This window comes from Chitinophaga varians (genome assembly GCF_014529945.1).
Taxonomy (GTDB): Bacteria; Bacteroidota; Bacteroidia; order Chitinophagales; family Chitinophagaceae; genus Chitinophaga; species Chitinophaga varians.
On sequence record NZ_JACVFB010000002.1, the window covers coordinates 713,961 to 731,266 of the forward strand.

General features: G+C 48.7%; 15 protein-coding genes and 1 tRNA gene. 9 read left to right on the top strand and 7 right to left on the bottom strand.

Translation table 11 applies throughout. The features are described 5' to 3' along the window. Positions 1–80: 80 nt before the first annotated feature. Positions 81–1,172 carry a mannose-1-phosphate guanylyltransferase gene (locus ICL55_RS10760; RefSeq protein WP_188096886.1) on the bottom strand — a complete coding sequence of 364 codons (1,092 nt, stop codon included), beginning with the start codon at positions 1,170–1,172 and terminating at the stop codon, positions 81–83. Then, complete coding sequence (locus ICL55_RS10765) at positions 1,172–2,146, bottom strand: KpsF/GutQ family sugar-phosphate isomerase (RefSeq protein WP_188096888.1); 975 nt, start codon at positions 2,144–2,146, stop codon at positions 1,172–1,174. The genes ICL55_RS10760 and ICL55_RS10765 overlap by 1 nt, the downstream gene beginning before the upstream one ends. 175 nt (positions 2,147–2,321) lie before the next feature. On the opposite strand from ICL55_RS10765, the gene recQ reads away from it, so the two are divergent. From recQ to ICL55_RS10780, 3 genes are all read left to right on the top strand, one after another. Next, positions 2,322–4,523 carry a DNA helicase RecQ gene (recQ, locus tag ICL55_RS10770; RefSeq protein WP_188096890.1) on the top strand — a complete coding sequence of 734 codons (2,202 nt, stop codon included), beginning with the start codon at positions 2,322–2,324 and terminating at the stop codon, positions 4,521–4,523. Between the two features lie 44 nt (positions 4,524–4,567). After that, positions 4,568–5,332, top strand: coding sequence for a DUF3050 domain-containing protein (locus ICL55_RS10775; protein WP_188096892.1), 765 nt, complete (start codon positions 4,568–4,570; stop codon positions 5,330–5,332). Between the two features lie 85 nt (positions 5,333–5,417). Further along, a tRNA-Phe gene (locus ICL55_RS10780) sits at positions 5,418–5,490 on the top strand. A gap of 134 nt (positions 5,491–5,624) precedes the next feature. Here ICL55_RS10780 and ICL55_RS10785 read toward each other — a convergent pair. Next, positions 5,625–6,185 (bottom strand): hypothetical protein, encoded by a 561-nt coding sequence (locus ICL55_RS10785; protein WP_188096893.1) that lies wholly within the window; start codon positions 6,183–6,185, stop codon positions 5,625–5,627. Between the two features lie 190 nt (positions 6,186–6,375). On the opposite strand from ICL55_RS10785, the gene ICL55_RS10790 reads away from it, so the two are divergent. Then, a complete protein-coding gene (locus ICL55_RS10790) occupies positions 6,376–6,858 on the top strand; it encodes a DUF4240 domain-containing protein (RefSeq protein WP_188096895.1) in 483 nt (160 codons plus the stop codon). Positions 6,859–6,862: 4 nt separating this feature from the next. Here ICL55_RS10790 and ICL55_RS10795 read toward each other — a convergent pair whose 3' ends face one another. Beyond that, positions 6,863–8,329: a hypothetical protein gene (locus ICL55_RS10795; protein ID WP_188096898.1), complete on the bottom strand. Its 1,467-nt coding sequence runs from the start codon at positions 8,327–8,329 to the stop codon at positions 6,863–6,865. 128 nt (positions 8,330–8,457) lie between these two features. Between ICL55_RS10795 and ICL55_RS10800 the strand changes: the two genes are divergently transcribed. From ICL55_RS10800 to ICL55_RS10810, 3 genes are read left to right on the top strand one after another with little or no spacing between them, the layout of a single operon-like run. Next, the gene (locus tag ICL55_RS10800; RefSeq protein WP_188096900.1) at positions 8,458–8,976 is read left to right on the top strand and encodes an RNA polymerase sigma factor; all 519 of its coding nucleotides are present in this window, start codon (positions 8,458–8,460) and stop codon (positions 8,974–8,976) included. Further along, complete coding sequence (locus ICL55_RS10805) at positions 8,957–9,214, top strand: hypothetical protein (RefSeq protein WP_188096902.1); 258 nt, start codon at positions 8,957–8,959, stop codon at positions 9,212–9,214. The genes ICL55_RS10800 and ICL55_RS10805 overlap by 20 nt, the downstream gene beginning before the upstream one ends. Before the next feature lie 12 nt (positions 9,215–9,226). Then, positions 9,227–9,907 carry a ClpP family protease gene (locus ICL55_RS10810; RefSeq protein WP_188096904.1) on the top strand — a complete coding sequence of 227 codons (681 nt, stop codon included), beginning with the start codon at positions 9,227–9,229 and terminating at the stop codon, positions 9,905–9,907. Here ICL55_RS10810 and ICL55_RS10815 read toward each other — a convergent pair. Together ICL55_RS10815 and ICL55_RS10820 are read right to left on the bottom strand one after the other, a co-directional pair. After that, complete coding sequence (locus tag ICL55_RS10815) at positions 9,876–10,409, bottom strand: hypothetical protein (protein WP_188096906.1); 534 nt, start codon at positions 10,407–10,409, stop codon at positions 9,876–9,878. The genes ICL55_RS10810 and ICL55_RS10815 overlap by 32 nt on opposite strands. Positions 10,410–10,476: 67 nt before the next feature. Continuing rightward, the gene (locus tag ICL55_RS10820; protein WP_188096908.1) at positions 10,477–11,277 is read right to left on the bottom strand and encodes a lipid II flippase Amj family protein; all 801 of its coding nucleotides are present in this window, start codon (positions 11,275–11,277) and stop codon (positions 10,477–10,479) included. 161 nt (positions 11,278–11,438) lie between these two features. Between ICL55_RS10820 and ICL55_RS10825 the strand changes: the two genes are divergently transcribed. Further along, the gene (locus ICL55_RS10825) at positions 11,439–13,583 is read left to right on the top strand and encodes an alpha-galactosidase (RefSeq protein ID WP_188096910.1); all 2,145 of its coding nucleotides are present in this window, start codon (positions 11,439–11,441) and stop codon (positions 13,581–13,583) included. Between the two features lie 35 nt (positions 13,584–13,618). Here ICL55_RS10825 and ICL55_RS10830 read toward each other — a convergent pair whose 3' ends face one another. Further along, positions 13,619–15,634 carry a glucosidase family protein gene (locus tag ICL55_RS10830; RefSeq protein ID WP_188096912.1) on the bottom strand — a complete coding sequence of 672 codons (2,016 nt, stop codon included), beginning with the start codon at positions 15,632–15,634 and terminating at the stop codon, positions 13,619–13,621. 255 nt (positions 15,635–15,889) lie between these two features. Between ICL55_RS10830 and cls the strand changes: the two genes are divergently transcribed. Continuing rightward, positions 15,890–17,305, top strand: a complete 1,416-nt coding sequence (cls, locus tag ICL55_RS10835; RefSeq protein WP_188096914.1) for a cardiolipin synthase — start codon at positions 15,890–15,892, stop codon at positions 17,303–17,305. Position 17,306: the final 1 nt, after the last annotated feature.

Genomic DNA, 17,306 nt, shown 5'->3' on the forward strand with positions numbered 1-17,306 from the left:
AATTACGGATTACGCGTTACAAATTACGGAGTTTACCCCTGTAATTGTAATTCGTGACCCGTAATTCATGATTATGTTACTTACAAATATTTTTCGCCTTTATTACGCTTGATTTCCGCTACATATTCCTTGATCTGCTGTTCATTATCTTTCCGGCAGATCAGGAGCACATCGTTCGTGTCTATCACGATAAATTCATCGAGGCCCTGGAGCAGTACCAGCTTTTCATTAGGCACTTTCACCATGCACTTGGTAGCGTCTATCACCACCACGTTCTTGCCCTGTACCGCGTTGCCGAGGTAATCTTTTTCCAGGTTTTCGTAAGCGGAAGCCCAGGTGCCCAGGTCGCTCCAGCCGAAGTTGGAAGGGATTACATACACATTGTCTGCTTTCTCCATGATACCGTAATCGATGGAGATATTAGTGCACTGTGGATATACTTTTTCGATGGCATCTTTTTCTTCCGGGGTGTTCAGTGCTGCCGTGCTTTGTTCAAACAGCTCGTCTATTTCAGGCAGGTATTCCCGGAAAGCGGCGAGGATGGTTTTTACATTCCATACAAAGATGCCGGCATTCCAGAGGAAGTCGCCGCTTTGCAGGAAAGTTTTCGCCAGTTCCAGGTTAGGCTTTTCGGTAAATGTTTTGACTTTATAGACGTTGTCAGCCACCTGTTGCGGTTCATACTGGATGTAGCCGTATCCGGTATCAGGACGGGTAGGCTTGATGCCAAGCGTCAACAGCGCGCTATGTTTCTGTACAAACAGCAGTGCATTCAGGCAGGCGGAGGTAAATGCCGGTCCGTCCATGATGAGGTGGTCCGCCGGAGCGCAGATGATATTGGCCAGCGGGTCCTGTTTGTGTATTTTATGAGAAATATAGGCTACACAGGGGGCCGTGTTTTTGCGGGAAGGTTCGCTGACAATATTGGCTTCCGCCACATCCGGCAGTTGTTCCGCAACTTTACCGGTATACTGCTGGTGCGTTACCACGAAGATATTTTCCTTTGGAATGAAGCTGGCGAACCGCTCATATGTCCATTGGAGCAATGTTTTCCCCGTGTTCAGGATGTCCAGGAACTGTTTAGGGTTGTCTGTGCGGCTGTGAGGCCAAAAACGGCTGCCAATGCCTCCGGCCATGATGGCCACATAAAAATGGCTGTTCAGTTGTGTCATTATATAATTCCTTCTCTGATTAAATCATGTAAGTGGATCACACCGCAATATCGCTCTCCATCCATCGCCAGCAGCTGTGTGATATCGTGTTGACGCATCATTTCCAATGCGTTGATAGCCAGTTCACTTTGTTGGATATTTTTCGGGTTGACCGACATAATATCTTTGGCGGTGACGCCGGCGGTAGCCACATTCTTTTCAAGCATGCGTCGCAGGTCACCATCAGTGATGATGCCCTGGAGGGCGCCTTTTTCATCCAGAACGGCGGTAACACCCAGCATTTTAGAGGATATTTCCACAATTACTTCCCTTAATGTGCTGGTTAACAATACGCTGGGGGCCTGATGCAATTTGCAGAGGTCCGCCACCTTCAGGTATAGTTTTTTGCCCAATGCGCCACCGGGATGGAACTTGGCAAAATCAGCTGCCGTAAATCCGTGCCATTCAATGAGGCAGACAGCCAGGGCATCGCCCATGGCCAGCTGGGCAGTCGTACTGGTAGTGGGTGCCAGGTTATTGGGACATGCTTCCTGGCTCACCGTGGTATTGAGCACATAGTCTGCTTCCTGCGCCAGGAATGAGCTGGTATTCCCCACCATGGCCACTAAAGTGTTGCCAAAATTCTTCACCAGCGGCACCAGTACCTTCACTTCCGCAGATGTGCCACTTTTAGAGATACACATCACGATGTCTTCCGGTGTTATCATGCCCAGGTCACCATGGATGGCGTCTGCTGCGTGCATAAACAACGCCGGGGTGCCCGTCGAGTTTAAAGTGGCCACAATTTTTTGGGCAATAATGGCGCTTTTACCGATGCCTGTCACCACCAGTCTCCCTGTACACTGGGCGACCCGTTCCACCACTTTCTCAAAATCTGCATCTATAAAATGCTGCAAATCATTAATAGCCGCTGCTTCCAAAGCAATTGTGCGTTTGGCTACTGTTCCGATGTTAATGGTTCCATTCCTTTTCATGACGAATTACAAATTTATCATTTTTTAGTCAGCAGCAGTGCGATCCTGGAATTTATATTGATACTACGCGCTTTTTTAAGTAACTTCGTGTCCCCTAAAAAACATATAGAACTATTTCATCATTTGTTGATTCTTTAGAGTTTGAGTTTACCATTCTTTTTAAATTTTGAATGCAATGGCTGTTGTAAAGGTAAGTTTGATGGATGCATTACGCGAACATTTCGGGTTCGATTCCTTTAAAGGAAATCAGGAAATCATAATAAAAAGCATCCTATCGGGAAAAGATACCTTCGTTATCATGCCAACAGGCGGAGGCAAATCCTTGTGCTACCAATTACCGGCACTGATGAGTCCGGGTTGTGCACTGATTGTATCTCCCCTCATAGCACTGATGAAAAACCAGGTAGACCTGGTACGGGGTTATAGTAGCAAAGACAATGTGGCGCATTTTCTGAACTCCACCCTTTCCAAGGCGCAGATCAAAAAAGTCCGCACCGACCTGCAAACCGGCAAAACAAAACTGCTGTATGTAGCGCCGGAAACACTGACGAAACAGGAGAACCTGGATTTCTTCCGGGAACTGGAAATATCCTTCATCGCGGTAGATGAAGCACACTGTATCTCCGAATGGGGACACGACTTCCGTCCGGAATACCGCCGGCTGAAAGAGATGATCGACCAGATTAACGACAAACTGCCGATCATCGCGCTTACTGCCACCGCTACCCCTAAAGTACAAAGCGATATCGTTAAGAACCTGGGATTAAACACCCCCAATATCTTTATCTCTTCTTTCAACCGTTCCAACCTGTACTATGAGATCAGGCCAAAACGTAAGAAAGACCTGACTATCAAGGATATCGTCAAATATATCCATCAACACAAAGGCAAAAGCGGTATTATCTACACGCTCAACCGGAAAACCACCGAGGAGCTGGCCGATATGCTGTCTGCCAACAATATCAAGGCCGTAGCTTATCATGCCGGCCTGGACCCGGCCACCCGTGCGCAACGTCAGGATATGTTCCTGCACGAAGACGTGGAGGTGATTGTGGCCACTATCGCCTTCGGTATGGGCATCGACAAACCAGATGTACGGTTTGTGATCCACTACAACATTCCCAAAAGCCTTGAAAACTACTATCAGGAAACCGGCCGCGCCGGTCGTGATGGACTGGAAGGCAACTGTATCTGCTACTATTCCCATAAGGATGTGCAGAAACTGGAACACCTGATGCGTGATAAACCGCTCAGTGAAAGGGAAATGGGCGCCCAGCTGATCAATGAAACCGTGGCTTACGCGGAAAGCGCTGTATGCCGCCGGAAAGTAATCCTGCATTACTTCGGAGAAAAATATGAAACTGAAGACTGTGGCCAGTGTGATAACTGCCGCAATCCGAAAGAAAAGATAGAAGTAAAAAACAGGGTGGTGATCGTCCTCAAAGCTATCAAGGCCCTGGAAGAACGGTTCGGCAGTGAGTACGTGGTCAACGTTATCACCGGCAAAACCAGTCCGCAGATCTCCACTTATCGCCACGACCAGCTGGACATCTTCGGCGAAGGCAAAGAATTTGATGCCCACTTCTGGAACTCCCTCATCCGCCAAATGATGCTGGAAGGCCTTATCGAGAAAGACATCGAAGAATATGGCCTGCTGAAAGTGACCGACAAAGGCAGGAAATTCCTCAAAAAGCCCTACTCCATCATGGTGGCCCTCAACCACCAGTTTGATGAAGACGGCGTGGAAGAGGAAGAAGAAGCGAATGCAGAAGCCACGGCGTCTGCCGATCCTGCACTGTTTGAAATGCTGAAAGAGTTGCGTAAAAAAGTGGCCAAAGAAAAAAATCTGCCTCCTTTCGTGATCTTCCTGGAAACATCCCTCGAAGACATGGCCACCCAATACCCCACTACCGTACAGGAACTGGAAAAAATACAGGGTGTCAGCAAAGGCAAGGCTGTCCGCTATGGTAAACAGTTTATCGACGTTATCGCCAAATACGTGGAGGAAAACAACATCACCAAGCCGGATGATTTTGTGATGAAAAGCGTTGTCAACAAAAGCGGTATGAAGGTGTTCATCATTCAGAACATCGATAAAAAAATCCCGCTGGAAACCATCGCCAAAAACAAGGAGTTGACAATCTCCCAGCTGCTGGATGAAATGGAAACTATCGTTGCCAGCGGCACCAAACTCAACCTTGATTACTGCATCAACGAAGAACTGGACGACTACGCACAGGATGAAATCATGGAGTACTTCAAGGGCTGCGAAACATCCAGTCTGGCCCTGGCCCGGGAAGAGCTGATTGAAAACGATTATACACTGGAACAACTTAAACTGGTCCGCATTAAGTTCCTGGTTGAATACGGCAACTAGAGAAGACAACAGTCATGTGATACCAGTGAACAAACAGTCATAGAATGAACATCGAGAAAATACAGGAAACCATTTCCGCTAACAGGGGAAAAGTTATTTCCCATCCCTTATATGCTTCCCTCGAAACCCTCGACGATATCCGTCTTTTCATGGAATACCATGTGTATGCCGTGTGGGATTTTATGTCGTTGCTGAAAGGCCTGCAACAGCAGCTTACCTGCGTACAGGTGCCCTGGGTGCCAGTAGGGAGTGCCGCCACACGCTACCTCATCAACGAAATCGTTACCGGTGAGGAAAGCGATATTGACATGGACGGCAACCGCTGCAGCCATTTTGAGCTGTATGAAAGAGCAATGGAGCAAGCAGGTGCCGATACCGGCAAAATAAAGGCCCTTATTGCGGCTATCACTGCCGGCACGCCTATACGTACTATTTTGGAAACATCTTCGCTTCCTGAGGCTGTAAAGGGCTTCCTTGGCTTTACTTTCGATGTGATCGCGACCAATAAACCTCATGTGATGGCTGCCGTCTTCACTTTTGGCCGCGAAGACCTCATCCCCGATATGTTCCACGCGTTGGTAAAAGACCTGGACCGTAAGTTCCCCGGAAAGCTGGGCACATTCATCTACTACCTCGAAAGGCATATCGAAGTAGATGGGGACCATCATAGTCAACTGGCCATGCAGATGGTACAGGAACTCTGTGGCAACGATTCCCGTAAATGGGAAGAAGCCGCTGAATACGCCGCCCAGTCACTGTTCTGGCGCGCTCAACTATGGAGTGGCATCATTCAGGAAAAAGTTTTTTAAAAATTTCTGAAGAAAAATTTTGCAATTATAAATTTTGTCTTACTTTTGCAATCCCTTCACGAGAGGGACACACAAAAAAAGACATGGTGCGGTAGCTCAGTCGGTAGAGCAAAGGACTGAAAATCCTTGTGTCGGCGGTTCGATCCCGCCCCACACCACAGAAAAAAAGGTCATCGGAAGATGGCCTTTTTTTATTCCCCTGCTTCACTTTCCTGATTCCTTCAACGCTTCTTCAACACGGTATATCGCTTAACTGCGTATGTTCCTCATTTTCCCTTCCCGCGGTATTATCTTATCGTTGCTCCTGCACCGGCAGCTTCTGCACCACGTCATACGAATGCAGTATATCATATCCGAAAAATCCTCTGCTATAATCTATCACCACATACTCCGCCTGTATCACCTGCGGATAACGGGCGAAATCAAATACCAGCTCCTTGTCTACCCCCTGATGATGAATAATCACAGATGGTTTTTCCAGCGCCGTAATACGACCCGTACTGTCTATCGCCAGATGCTTGCGTTTTACCGGCAGCACCAGCCCCTCGTCTACACTGCTGGCCCCGTAGTAGTTGATCAGCAAAAACAGGAACGATACCATTCCGCCATAGGCCAATAAACTGTTCGACAAAGCATAAAAGAATCCCCTGATGCCATACACCCGGTTATAATGCTTACGGACGGCCATAAAGGCTATTAAGCCGGTGAGGAAGACAATACCTATGGGTATCAGCAAGGGTATAAAAGTGTGACGATAAATCAGATAGGCTAATACCATCAGCACAATTCCCGTTACTAACAGGAATATATATACGTTCTGATAGAAACTCTTGCCGGAAAAACGTTTTGTCATGCAAAATGATATTTCATAATGGATAGGTACTCTAATTTACAACTCCCCGCGATTATTTCCCGCATCTACTGCAAACCTGTTACAGTAGCGGATTTACCGGTATTTATTACGCATATCCAGTACGCAGCCCCCTCCTACTTTTGAATTGTTATCCCGAAACGTCTTTTTTAACTCATTTATCTCTTTCGTTATGAATGAAGCCAACTTCTGGCAGTTGATAGAAACTGCCTGGTCCGTTTCTCCCGAACTCAATGCAGCCCGCCGGCTTGCTTTAAGGACCAACGACCCCTCCCTGCTCGAATCTCTTAGTTACGAACTGACCGATGTTATCGGCGAAAACCTCCGCCAGCTATTGCAGACGCTGGACAAAGCCGCGCTGACAGCTTTTCTCCACCACATGGAGGAAAAACTCTATCACATTGACAGACAGGAGGTTCAACAGTACACCGATGGTTCAGACGATGGTTTTCTCTACTGCCGCTGCTTTATTGTAGGCATGGGCGAAGCCTACTACAACGGCATAGACAGCAACCCTGCATTGGCCACCATAGACGCAGAAGCGGAAAGCATCGGCTTTATCGGATATGAGGTCTATCTCGAAAAGTTCAACGAGTCTTTCCCGCGAAACACCGTTTACTGCATTGAAAGCGGTTCCAACCGAAAAGGCTGGTAACTTATTATTCCTCGTATATGATCCGGATCATATTGTTCCGTTTCATGTCCGTGCTCAGATCTACCCGGCGACTGATCTTATCGAACAGGATACGCAGTGCAGCTGTATTGGGCGGAATTCGTCCAAGATTGTCCGCCATGAACTGCAATCTGTTTTCACCCGGTTGCAGTGTGATTTTCAGTTCCTGTATCTGTTTTTTTACGGGGAAACCGCTCACGATCCATTTCTCATTAAGGCGAAGGGAAATACTGTCGCCGTCTTCTGTCTGGGCATCCCATAGCTCCAGGGTGATTTCCCGTTGCTTTACCCTGATCGTTGTCACCCATTGGTCTTTCCGGCTGATGATGGTGCGGGTGAGTGCAGCGGTATCTCCGCCGGCAGGCAGCGGCGCCATGGGCTGCTGCGTGACCGTTGTCTGTGATGGTTTCTGCGGTACCAGGCGCCGGTACAACTGTGCTACCAGGAAAGTGGCATAAGCATTCGGTCGGTCGCTGAAGTCGAAGCTGTATTTTTTGCCGTCTATGGCCACCCGCATATCACCGGTATTGGGTGGCAGGCGACCGTAGTTGTCTGCAAAGAAAGCCAACAGGTTCATGCCGGTATCCAGTCGTAGCCGCTGTGACTGCGTCTGTTCGTTGATTTCCTGCGACCGCAGCAATGTCCGGCCGTTGTGGACCAGCGTTACCGTGTCTTTATCCAGCTGGTCCTCATCCACAATAGTGAGTTGGCCCGTACTATCGTTAACGTCTATACGATCATATAGTCCCAGATAGATAGAATCCCTTTCGGGGTATACAATTCTTTGCGCCTCCGCTCCTGTCCATGGCTGGTTACCGGTCTTCTTCAGCTGTATGGGATTGCGGTACAGCATGTCGCGCAACGTCACCTTGGTGCTGACATAAATTTCATCATCGTCATAGAGGCCCTTCATAAAAATGCCGAAGTCCTTTATCCACATCCGCTGTATGTCCATTACAGGAGGCTCGTTGCCTTTCTGCGAATAGTTGAATGTTCCATTGAGGTACATCATCCAGATGCCTAGTTTGAACGGGGTCTCTTTAACAGGATATTTTCCCCTTCCGATGCCTAGTTGCTGCTCATTTTTCCGGACCAGCAACAAGTAGTACGAACCGTGAAACTCCCCATAGTCAAGCGATAGCAATGCCGGATACAGCATGTTTTGCCTTGGCTGCCCAATCTGCAACTGCATGGTCACGGCTGGAATATGTGGCCAGGGCTTGTAATCCACTTTCCAGGTGCCTGCCCACTGATCATTTGAAGCTAGTGCGGAAGTGGTACGGGCTACCGTAGTACCGTTACCGTTAGCTATGGTTCCGGTACGCCCTGCGGCATTGTTTCTGTTGACCGGGGAAACACCAGATCGCTGTGCCGGTTTACGCGTCTGCTGGCTGGTCTGCGACCAGGCGTGCTGTACAGTCAGGCAAAAAAGGAATATAACAAGGCTTCTCATATATGGCTCATTCGTTAACAACAACTTAGTGCAACATACTCGATCTGTTCCGAATCATCCGCGTTTTTTTTTAATTTTCCGGGTGATATTTCCGCGATTTTCGACACTACTCTGTAAACGAAGATTGTATGACCATGCATAACGATCCCATTTTTGAGTCTGTATACCGGGACACCCTTCCGAAAGTGGCGCGGATGGTACACCGTATGGGTGGCGATCTGAATACCGCCAAAGATATCTTTCATGATGCGGTGATCATCTACCTGGAAAAAAAACAACAAAACGCTGTCGACATAGTCTCTGATCAGGCTTATATTCTCGGCATAGCCCGGATACTCAGCCTGCGCAGGCTGAAAGACGACCGTCAATATGTGTCCTTTCCTGCTCAGGAAGATTATTATGGTATTCCTGCCGACTTCTATGACCCTCCACCTGTTGCCCAACCGGTGATCAGCTTCCTCAAAAATGCCGGCAAAAAATGTCTGCAGCTGCTACAGGCGTTTTATTATGACAAGCTGTCTATGGGTGAGATAGCCCATCATCTGCAATACAAAACGCAACACGTGGCTACCGTGCAGAAATACAAATGTCTCGAAAAAATCAGGGAACAGGTAAAACAATCACACCATGAGGAAGCAACTTTGTGAAATCCGCGACATAGAACAATACCTTGAACAGCAACAGGACACTGTAGACCAGCGGGTATTCGAGGCCGGCATGCTTACCTCTCCTGAACTGGCCCAAAAGGTGAGTTATCAACAGAAGATAATACAGCTGGTACGCTGGCTCGCCCGCCGGAACAAGCGGCAGCAACTGGATAACCTGTATCATCAGCTGATGACAGACGAAACATACCGTCAAAAAATTACTTCCATCTTCCAATAAACTTTTCTACATATGGCTTTTCTTATTCCTACCGTCATCGACGGCGATGGCCGCAATGCCTTTGACATATACAGCCTGCTGCTGAAAGAGCGCATCATTTTCCTGGGCACCTCCATCGATGATCAGGTGGCCAACCTGATCGTGGCGCAGCTGCTTTACCTCGACAGTATGGGGCACCAACCGATCAGCATGTACATCAACAGCCCCGGTGGCGTGGTGTACTCCGGCCTTGCCATTTACGACACCATGAAAATGTTGAAATCCCCTGTTTCCACCATGTCAATGGGCTTCACCGGCAGCATGGCCACCGTCATCCTCACCGCTGGCGCTAAAGGGCAACGGTACGCGCTTCCGCACGCCACTGTACATATGCATCCTACAGGCGGCGGCGCCAAAGGTTACACAGAAGACGTACGCATCGCCTATCGCGAACAGGAACGCCTGCAAAGCCAGATCTTCTACCTGATCGCCCAACACTCGGGTAGACAAACAGAAGAGATAGAGGCTGCCTTTGAAAACGACCACTTCATGAATGCTGTGGAAGCACAATCCTTCGGCCTCATAGACCAGGTACTGGGCAGCACGGAAGATCTCATTGCATTGGAACACTCCCCATTCCGGGTGGCGCTCATGCAACAACAACTTAGCCCGGGGAAAATACTCACCGGCGGCCCCCGGCCAGCACTTCCCTGATCACCGCCACCACCTCCTCCGTACGCTGTGCAAAACGCAGCGGAGAACGGGTTACCAGCCGGTCAAAATAATGGATACGCCCATGCCTGATCTTTGCCCGTAAGGGTTCCAACGCTTCTTCCGGGACCATGCGCTTGTCTTCCCAGCTCCCCGCCAGCACCAGATAGTGTACCAGAAACCCGGAAGCTTCCAGGTATTGTACCACACTCCTGGCATCATGCCTCCCTCCGTCCAGAATGAGGCTCAGCATCAGCATAAAAGCCGCAGAAGACAACGCATGCCGGCGCATTACCTGACTGACATGTGTACAAAGAATTTCCGGCACATAATCATGATTGGTTTTGTTGATCACCACAAACTTCTTCTCCGGAAATACCGCCGGCGTAAAAGGATCTTTAAGCGGGAAAAAGTTTTTACGGGCAAAGATCTCCTGCAATAACTTACGCTTGCCTGAGTTAGGATAACCAACAATAACAAATAGAGGTTGAGGGTTAAAAAACATGTTTCAAAAGAAAGTATTTTTTTTCATTGAAATGTTAATTAGTTCTTAACGTTCAAAGAAAAAAAACTTATACATATGCTGCTATCCACGCAATCAGCGAAGCCCCGGGCAAGAGCAACAGTTGCGCCAGCAAAGTGCCCGCCACACGGGCAATGACCATATAGGTGATATACTGCCGGAAATAACTGACGCTCACCTTTCCCAGTACCACATCATCGGTCAGCACAGAAGAATGCGGGTCTATAAAAAGCACCATCAGCAAAGTTGCTGCGCCGTTAATGACACCAGACAAATTACTGGCAGTGGTCCTGTAAGATGGATTAAGATACGCTGCATACACACAACACAGCACGCTGATCGTCATAATAGCAGAAGCTATCAGATTAGCCAGAAATATTCTCTTGGGAAAACCTTTCGTGGGATGTAATCCGGTAATACTTTCCATGGAAGGCATCTTCAGATTTTCTCTGATAAACTGCCTCCCTGAACCGGAAAAGCCAAGGTACAATAACCGCGGAACAGAACGATGCACACTAAAATGCTCTACTGCCTTCGATAACAGCCGTTGAAAAGACGGAATCAATACAGCACCGATAATAGAGCCTATGGTACAGGACAAAATGATCAGCCTGAAAACACCTTCGTTACCCGTCACCTCATGTTTTAACTGGTCCTCCACCGTCTTCGCCAGCAACGGCGCCTGAAAGGTGTTGGCGGTGCGGGACACCAGCACCAGTATATTAAAAAGAGAAAATGTAATGGCTATCCTCCCGGTTTTAACCCCAACAATCCTTACGGCAAACGACAGGGTAACAATCAGGTTGATAACAGCTGTCAGTATCAGTACAATAATAATCTGCGGCGTCATAGGCTTCACTTTAAAATTCGGTTCCCCCAAGCTACGGATTATTCCGATTGACCGAAACGCCCCGATGCACAAAAACAACTGTTTTCCGGTAAATTATCATCAGCATCTTTAGTCAATATTTGTATTTTGTACGCTTATTCGTCCGCGTTAAAAAACAGAACATGAAAAGATTACTCTGCATAGGCCTGCTGTTGCTCTCTCAGTATACATGGGCACAGCGCCAGCAAATCAGGCTCTCCACCCGGAATATCAGCCTGGTTTACCGTGTCACCGACCAGGGAAGACTGGTACAGCAGTATTTTGGACGGGCCTTACAGTCGGCCGACGCTGACTCCGCAGCCAAAGGCGGGCAGGAAGCCTATGTCACCGCCGGCATGGAAAGCCTCCTGGATCCTGCCATACGGATAGTGCACAACGATGGTAATCCTTCCCTGGAACTGAAATACGTTTCCTCCCGGTCGGACAAAAAAGACAACAACGTAGCCACCACCGAGATTACACTCAAAGATCCCGTATATCCGGTAAACGTTACCCTGCATTTTGAAACATATTTTCAGGAAGATATTATCAAGGCCTGGACGGAAATCAAACACACCGAAAAACAACCGGTGCAGATGACCGCCTACGCCTCTTCCATGCTGCACTTTAACGCCCCGCGCTACTGGCTGACGCAGTTCCATGGCGACTGGGCCAAGGAAGCCACCATGGTCGGGGAAAAGCTCTCCAAAGGCAGTAAAATACTGGACAGTAAACTGGGGGTACGCGCCAATATGTACCAGTCGCCCATGTTTCTCCTCTCCCTCAACGGAGCACCCGAAGAGAACTCCGGTGAGGTACTGGCCGGCACACTGGCCTGGACCGGCAACTTCCGCTTTGGCTTTGAAGTGGACGAAAAAAATGCGTTGCACGTAAGCGCCGGCATCAACCCTTACGCCAGCGAATACACGCTACAGCCCAATGAAGTGTTTACCACCCCGGCGTTCCTCTTCACCTGGTCCGATCATGGTAAAGGTCAAACCAGCCGCAACTTCCAGCATTGGGCGGTAAACTATGGCATCCTCGACGGCCATACTCCCCGGCTGACGCTGCTCAATAACTGGGAAGCCACCGGCATGCACTTCGACGAAACAAAACTCACCAGCCTTTTTGGCGGTGCTGCCAAACTCGGAGTAGATCTCTTCCTGCTCGACGACGGATGGTTTGCCAATAAATATCCCCGCGATGGAGACAATGCCGGTCTTGGTGACTGGGACACCAACAAAGACAAGCTGCCACACGGTCTCGGTTACCTGGTAAAAGAAGCGGCCAAACAAGGAGTGAAATTCGGTATCTGGCTGGAACCCGAAATGGTGAACCCTAAAAGTGAACTGTACACCAAACATCCCGACTGGATACTACGCCTCCCCAACCGCGCAGAAAACTATTACCGCAATCAACTGGTACTCGATCTGATCAATCCCGCTGTACAGGATTTTGTTTTTGATATTGTGGATAAAACAATGACGGAAAACCCGGGCATTGCCTACATTAAATGGGACTGCAACCGGATGCTCACCAATACCTACTCCCCTTATCTGAAAGGAAAACAATCCCACCTTTTTATTGACTATACCCGCGGCCTCTATAAAGTCCTGGAAAGAGTACGCGCCAAATACCCGCACCTTCCCATTATGCTGTGCTCCGGTGGCGGCGGCCGCACAGACTATGGCGCCATGAAGTACTTCACAGAATTCTGGCCCAGCGATAATACAGATCCACTCGACAGAATCTACATTCAATACGGCTATTCTCACTTCTTCCCTGCCAATACCATGGCTGCTCACATCACGAACATGGGCAAGCAGTCCCTGAAATTCCGCACAGATGTGGCCATGATGGGCAAGTTAGGATATGACATTAAAGTAGATGATTTTACACCACAGGAACTGCAGTTCAGCCACGATGCGGTAGCTACGTATAACCGTTTACGTGATATTGTTTGGTATGGGGACCTTTATCGTCTTGTTTCTCCTTACGAGCAACCTCGCGCCGTGTTTCAATATACCAGCACCGACAAACAAAAAGCGGTGGTATTCCACTATCTCATGAACACCCGGCGGGTAGACGTTTTCCCGCTGGTGAAGCTACAGGGACTGGACCCGAAAAAGAACTACCGTGTGAGTGAAATCAACCTGTTTCCCGGAACGAAATCAGCCTTTAGCAATCAGGTATACAATGGAGACTTTCTCATGACTGTGGGCATTAGCCTTACGCCCGGAAAAGTAAAACCACTCACCAGCAATGTGCTGGAAGTGGTAGCAGAATAATAACAGCAAAACGGCCGGAAATTTCCGGCCGTTTTTTATTTCAATATGATGGGTAATGTTGTTCCTTCTTTTATCGTATATGCTGCACCGTTAGCCACCACCAGCAATCTTCCCTTATCTTTTCTTTTTACTTCGAGATCAAAGATTTTACCGAAGGCGTGAATATTCCGCAAGGCCATATGGCTCCAACCTTCCGGCAGACGCGGCGTACAATCGAAACTGTTAAATCCTGTTGGCCTCATTCCAAACATTCCTTCTGTAAAAATGCGGCAATACAGTCCGCTTTCGGCAGACAGATGCCGCTGGTTACCTTCCGGGTAGGCTTCTACCGGATACGGCACATGTTCTCCCAACAGGCGGCGTCGGGAATAGTATTCCAGTTTGTCCATCGCTTTCGCTGTTTCTCCGGCGGCAAATACGCCCCGTAGCGCGTACAGCGTGGAGCGGTCCCAGAAGGTCCGGTCACCAGACTGTGATGCCAGGCCGTCTTCCGTCCACAGCTTCGGAGAAAACAGGGCGGCAATGGTACCTTCTTTTCTGTCGAACAAACCGGTTGTCAGCGGTGTGGCAATCCATGCACGCAGCACTTTATTTTCCTCATAGTAACGATAAGTATCGAAACCTTCTACCGTGGCGCCGAAAAACCGGTCTATGTTTTTCCGGAGCGCATCCGCTCTTTGGGCATAGTCGCGGGCCGGAACGTTTAACTGTTTGGCGAGTAGTACCGCAGAACGCAGCGCATCATAGTACAGTGCGCTGGTATTGAGATTTGCTTTCCCTGCAGGGAAACGTCCTTCCAGCTCATCACTGTCGGAATGCACCACGCCATTTTCATTGACCTGCCGGCGCAAGTATTCCAGGCTCCATTCTATCAAAGGCCATAATACGCGGGCAGAATCGGCATTGCCGGCAGCAAGGGCGTAGCGGCTGGCGCCATAAGCGATCATCGCCATGTCGCCGCGGTCTTTGGCGCCATGCCAGATACCATCGCCTTCCGCCACAATGGAGCTGGGAATAGGCTTGTAATCCTCATTCATATATTTAGCAAACCAGCGATACGCATTCATAGCGGAATTAAGCGCGATACTGTCGCCCAGGAAACCGAAGAAGGGGTTTACATATTCCGCCTGGTCATTGGCCCAGATGGCAGCGTAATAACGCAATCCGCCGGGGCCGTGCAGGTACCCTCCTTTGGTAAGGTAGATGCTCTCCGTGGCCCTGATTTTGGCAAAAGCAAAGGCGGTATTCAGCAAGGTATCCGGTGTTTCAAGCCGTAACAGTGACAAAATACCGGCCACACGGTCTTTACGGCCGGCCAATTCCGCCTCCACATTGATCTGTGGCCGAGCCTCTGTACCACGGGTGGCACTGTATCCCACCACAAAGCGGACAGAATCACCGGCGCCCACCTGTTGCCTTCCGGCGCCCGCTGTTTGCACCGCAAAATGAAGCGGGCCATTGGCACTGCGACTGTCTGCCGGGCTCCGTTCCAGCTGCATGGATTCCATTTCAATCCAGGCCGGCTGCTGACCATGATTGATAAATACAAACTGCTCCAGCACCAGCGGCAGGTTATCCGATGGAAAGAAAGTCCGCTTCAGTTCTATCTGACTGTCATTTCCCAGCACACTGTTAATGGTGGTGATGCCCATATGACGGATGCTGCGTACCTTCTCGGGCAACGCTTTTACCGGGCCGCCATTGTAGACATCCTGCTTCCACAACTTGTTATTGATAAAGAAACGGGGAAGCATATCGTCCTTGATGCTATACATCATCGCCGTTTCCGTCTTGTTCGGCATCAGGCGATAAGTGGGAAATACGATGGTACGGGTAATGGTGCTGGCGCCGCTGCTGTCTACCCCGTATTGCAGCCAGAGCGCTACCTTTTTACCGGCCATCTCGATATGGTCGGTATGTGGAAGGTTACCGGAAACGGTCCAGATAATACTGCCGTCCGGCGCTATCTGCCAGCGGTCTGACGTTTGGGCGTAAACGCTGTACGGGCATATGAGCGCCACAGCCAGTAGCCCTTTGAGTATCGTTTTCATGATGTCGTGGATATCTTACAAACAAATTAGGCAACCGTTTACGTAATTCATAGTGCCCTGTTCATTCCGGGCAGTATCCGGTTAGCATTGGATAAAATAATATAAATAGCGGTTTTGTTATCTTCATGTTATAAACCTGTTTAACTTTTTAACAGGCCCGGCGTTTAATATTTAAACTTTTTTAAGAGAGTGCATTGGCTCATCAATTATCTGACAGGATCTGACTGGCATCTGTATATTAAAATAAGCAGCACAGTGCTGGTTATTTTATCGTTTATCGGCGTGGTGTTTACCATCCTGCTGGAAAACAGGAATCCTGTGAAAGCAATGGCTTACATCCTGCTGTTGTTATTTATTCCTATCGTTGGCCTGATCGTTTATTATTACCTGGGGCGGGACCTGCGCAAAAAAAGGCGGTTTACGCTGAAAGGCAGTAAAGACGAAGTGTTGTTTGCCAAATACTGGCAATCCCAACGATCAGAGATAGAACAAATGCAATTGGAGCTACGGCACGCTGTAGGCAACAAACAGGAACTATCTGCCATGCTGCTGAATACCCGGCAATCTATTCTCACCAAAAACAACCGGGTAAAACTGTTGATCAACGGGGAAGAAAAATTCCCGGAAGTAATGGCCGCCCTGCGCGCCGCGAAACACCATATCCATATTGAATATTACATGGTTGCCGCAGATGACGTCGGCAACGAAGTAACGCAGATCCTGGTGGAAAAACTTAATCAGGGCGTACAGGTACGCTTTGTTTATGATGATATGGGCAGTGACAGGATTAAAAACATCCCTGCAATACTGAAAGAAAACGGCGCCAGTGTATATTCTTTCTCCCCGGTGCTGGTAGGCCTGTATCGCAACGCTAACTATCGCAATCACCGGAAAATCATTGTGGTAGATGGATCTGTAGGGTTCGTGGGAGGCATCAACCTCGATGATCGTTATATCAATAACGGCAAACACGATTTATTCTGGCGCGATACACATCTTAAAATAGAAGGAGATGCCGTAAACCTGCTGCAGCTACAGTTTCTGATGAGCTACCGCTATTGCAGCAAGGAAGTATTTCCTTTTGAAGCGCCTTTTTTTGGTCGTGCCTCTACGCTCACGGGTACCTGTTTTACAGACATCGTTGCCAGCGGGCCGGACTCTGAATGGCCGATGACCATGAGTTCTATCCTCATGGCTATTAACGTGGCTAAAAGAAGGATCAGAATTACCAACCCTTATTTTGTACCTACAGAAGAACTGCTGACAGCCTTACAGATAGCCGCTTTGGCCGGAAAGGACGTACAATTGATGCTACCGCTCAAAGGTGATTCTTTCATTGTACAACATGCTGCGCTGTCTTATATGAAACCTTTACTGGCCGCCGGCGTGAAGGTATTTTTTTACACAAGGGGTTTCATTCACGCCAAAACCATGATAATTGATGATAACCTGGCCTGGGTGAGCTCCGTTAATTTTGACAACCGCAGTTTCTTTCTGAATTGTGAAATTGGCGTGTTGGTGTATGATAAGGAAGTGGCTGGTAAACTGGACCGCGTATTCGACGAAGATCTGCTGTATGCCTTGCCTGTACAGGAAACCCGCTGGAATAAGAGAAATATATTCAAGCGGTTTATGGATTCTGTATGCAGGCTGCTGACTCCTTTACTGTAGC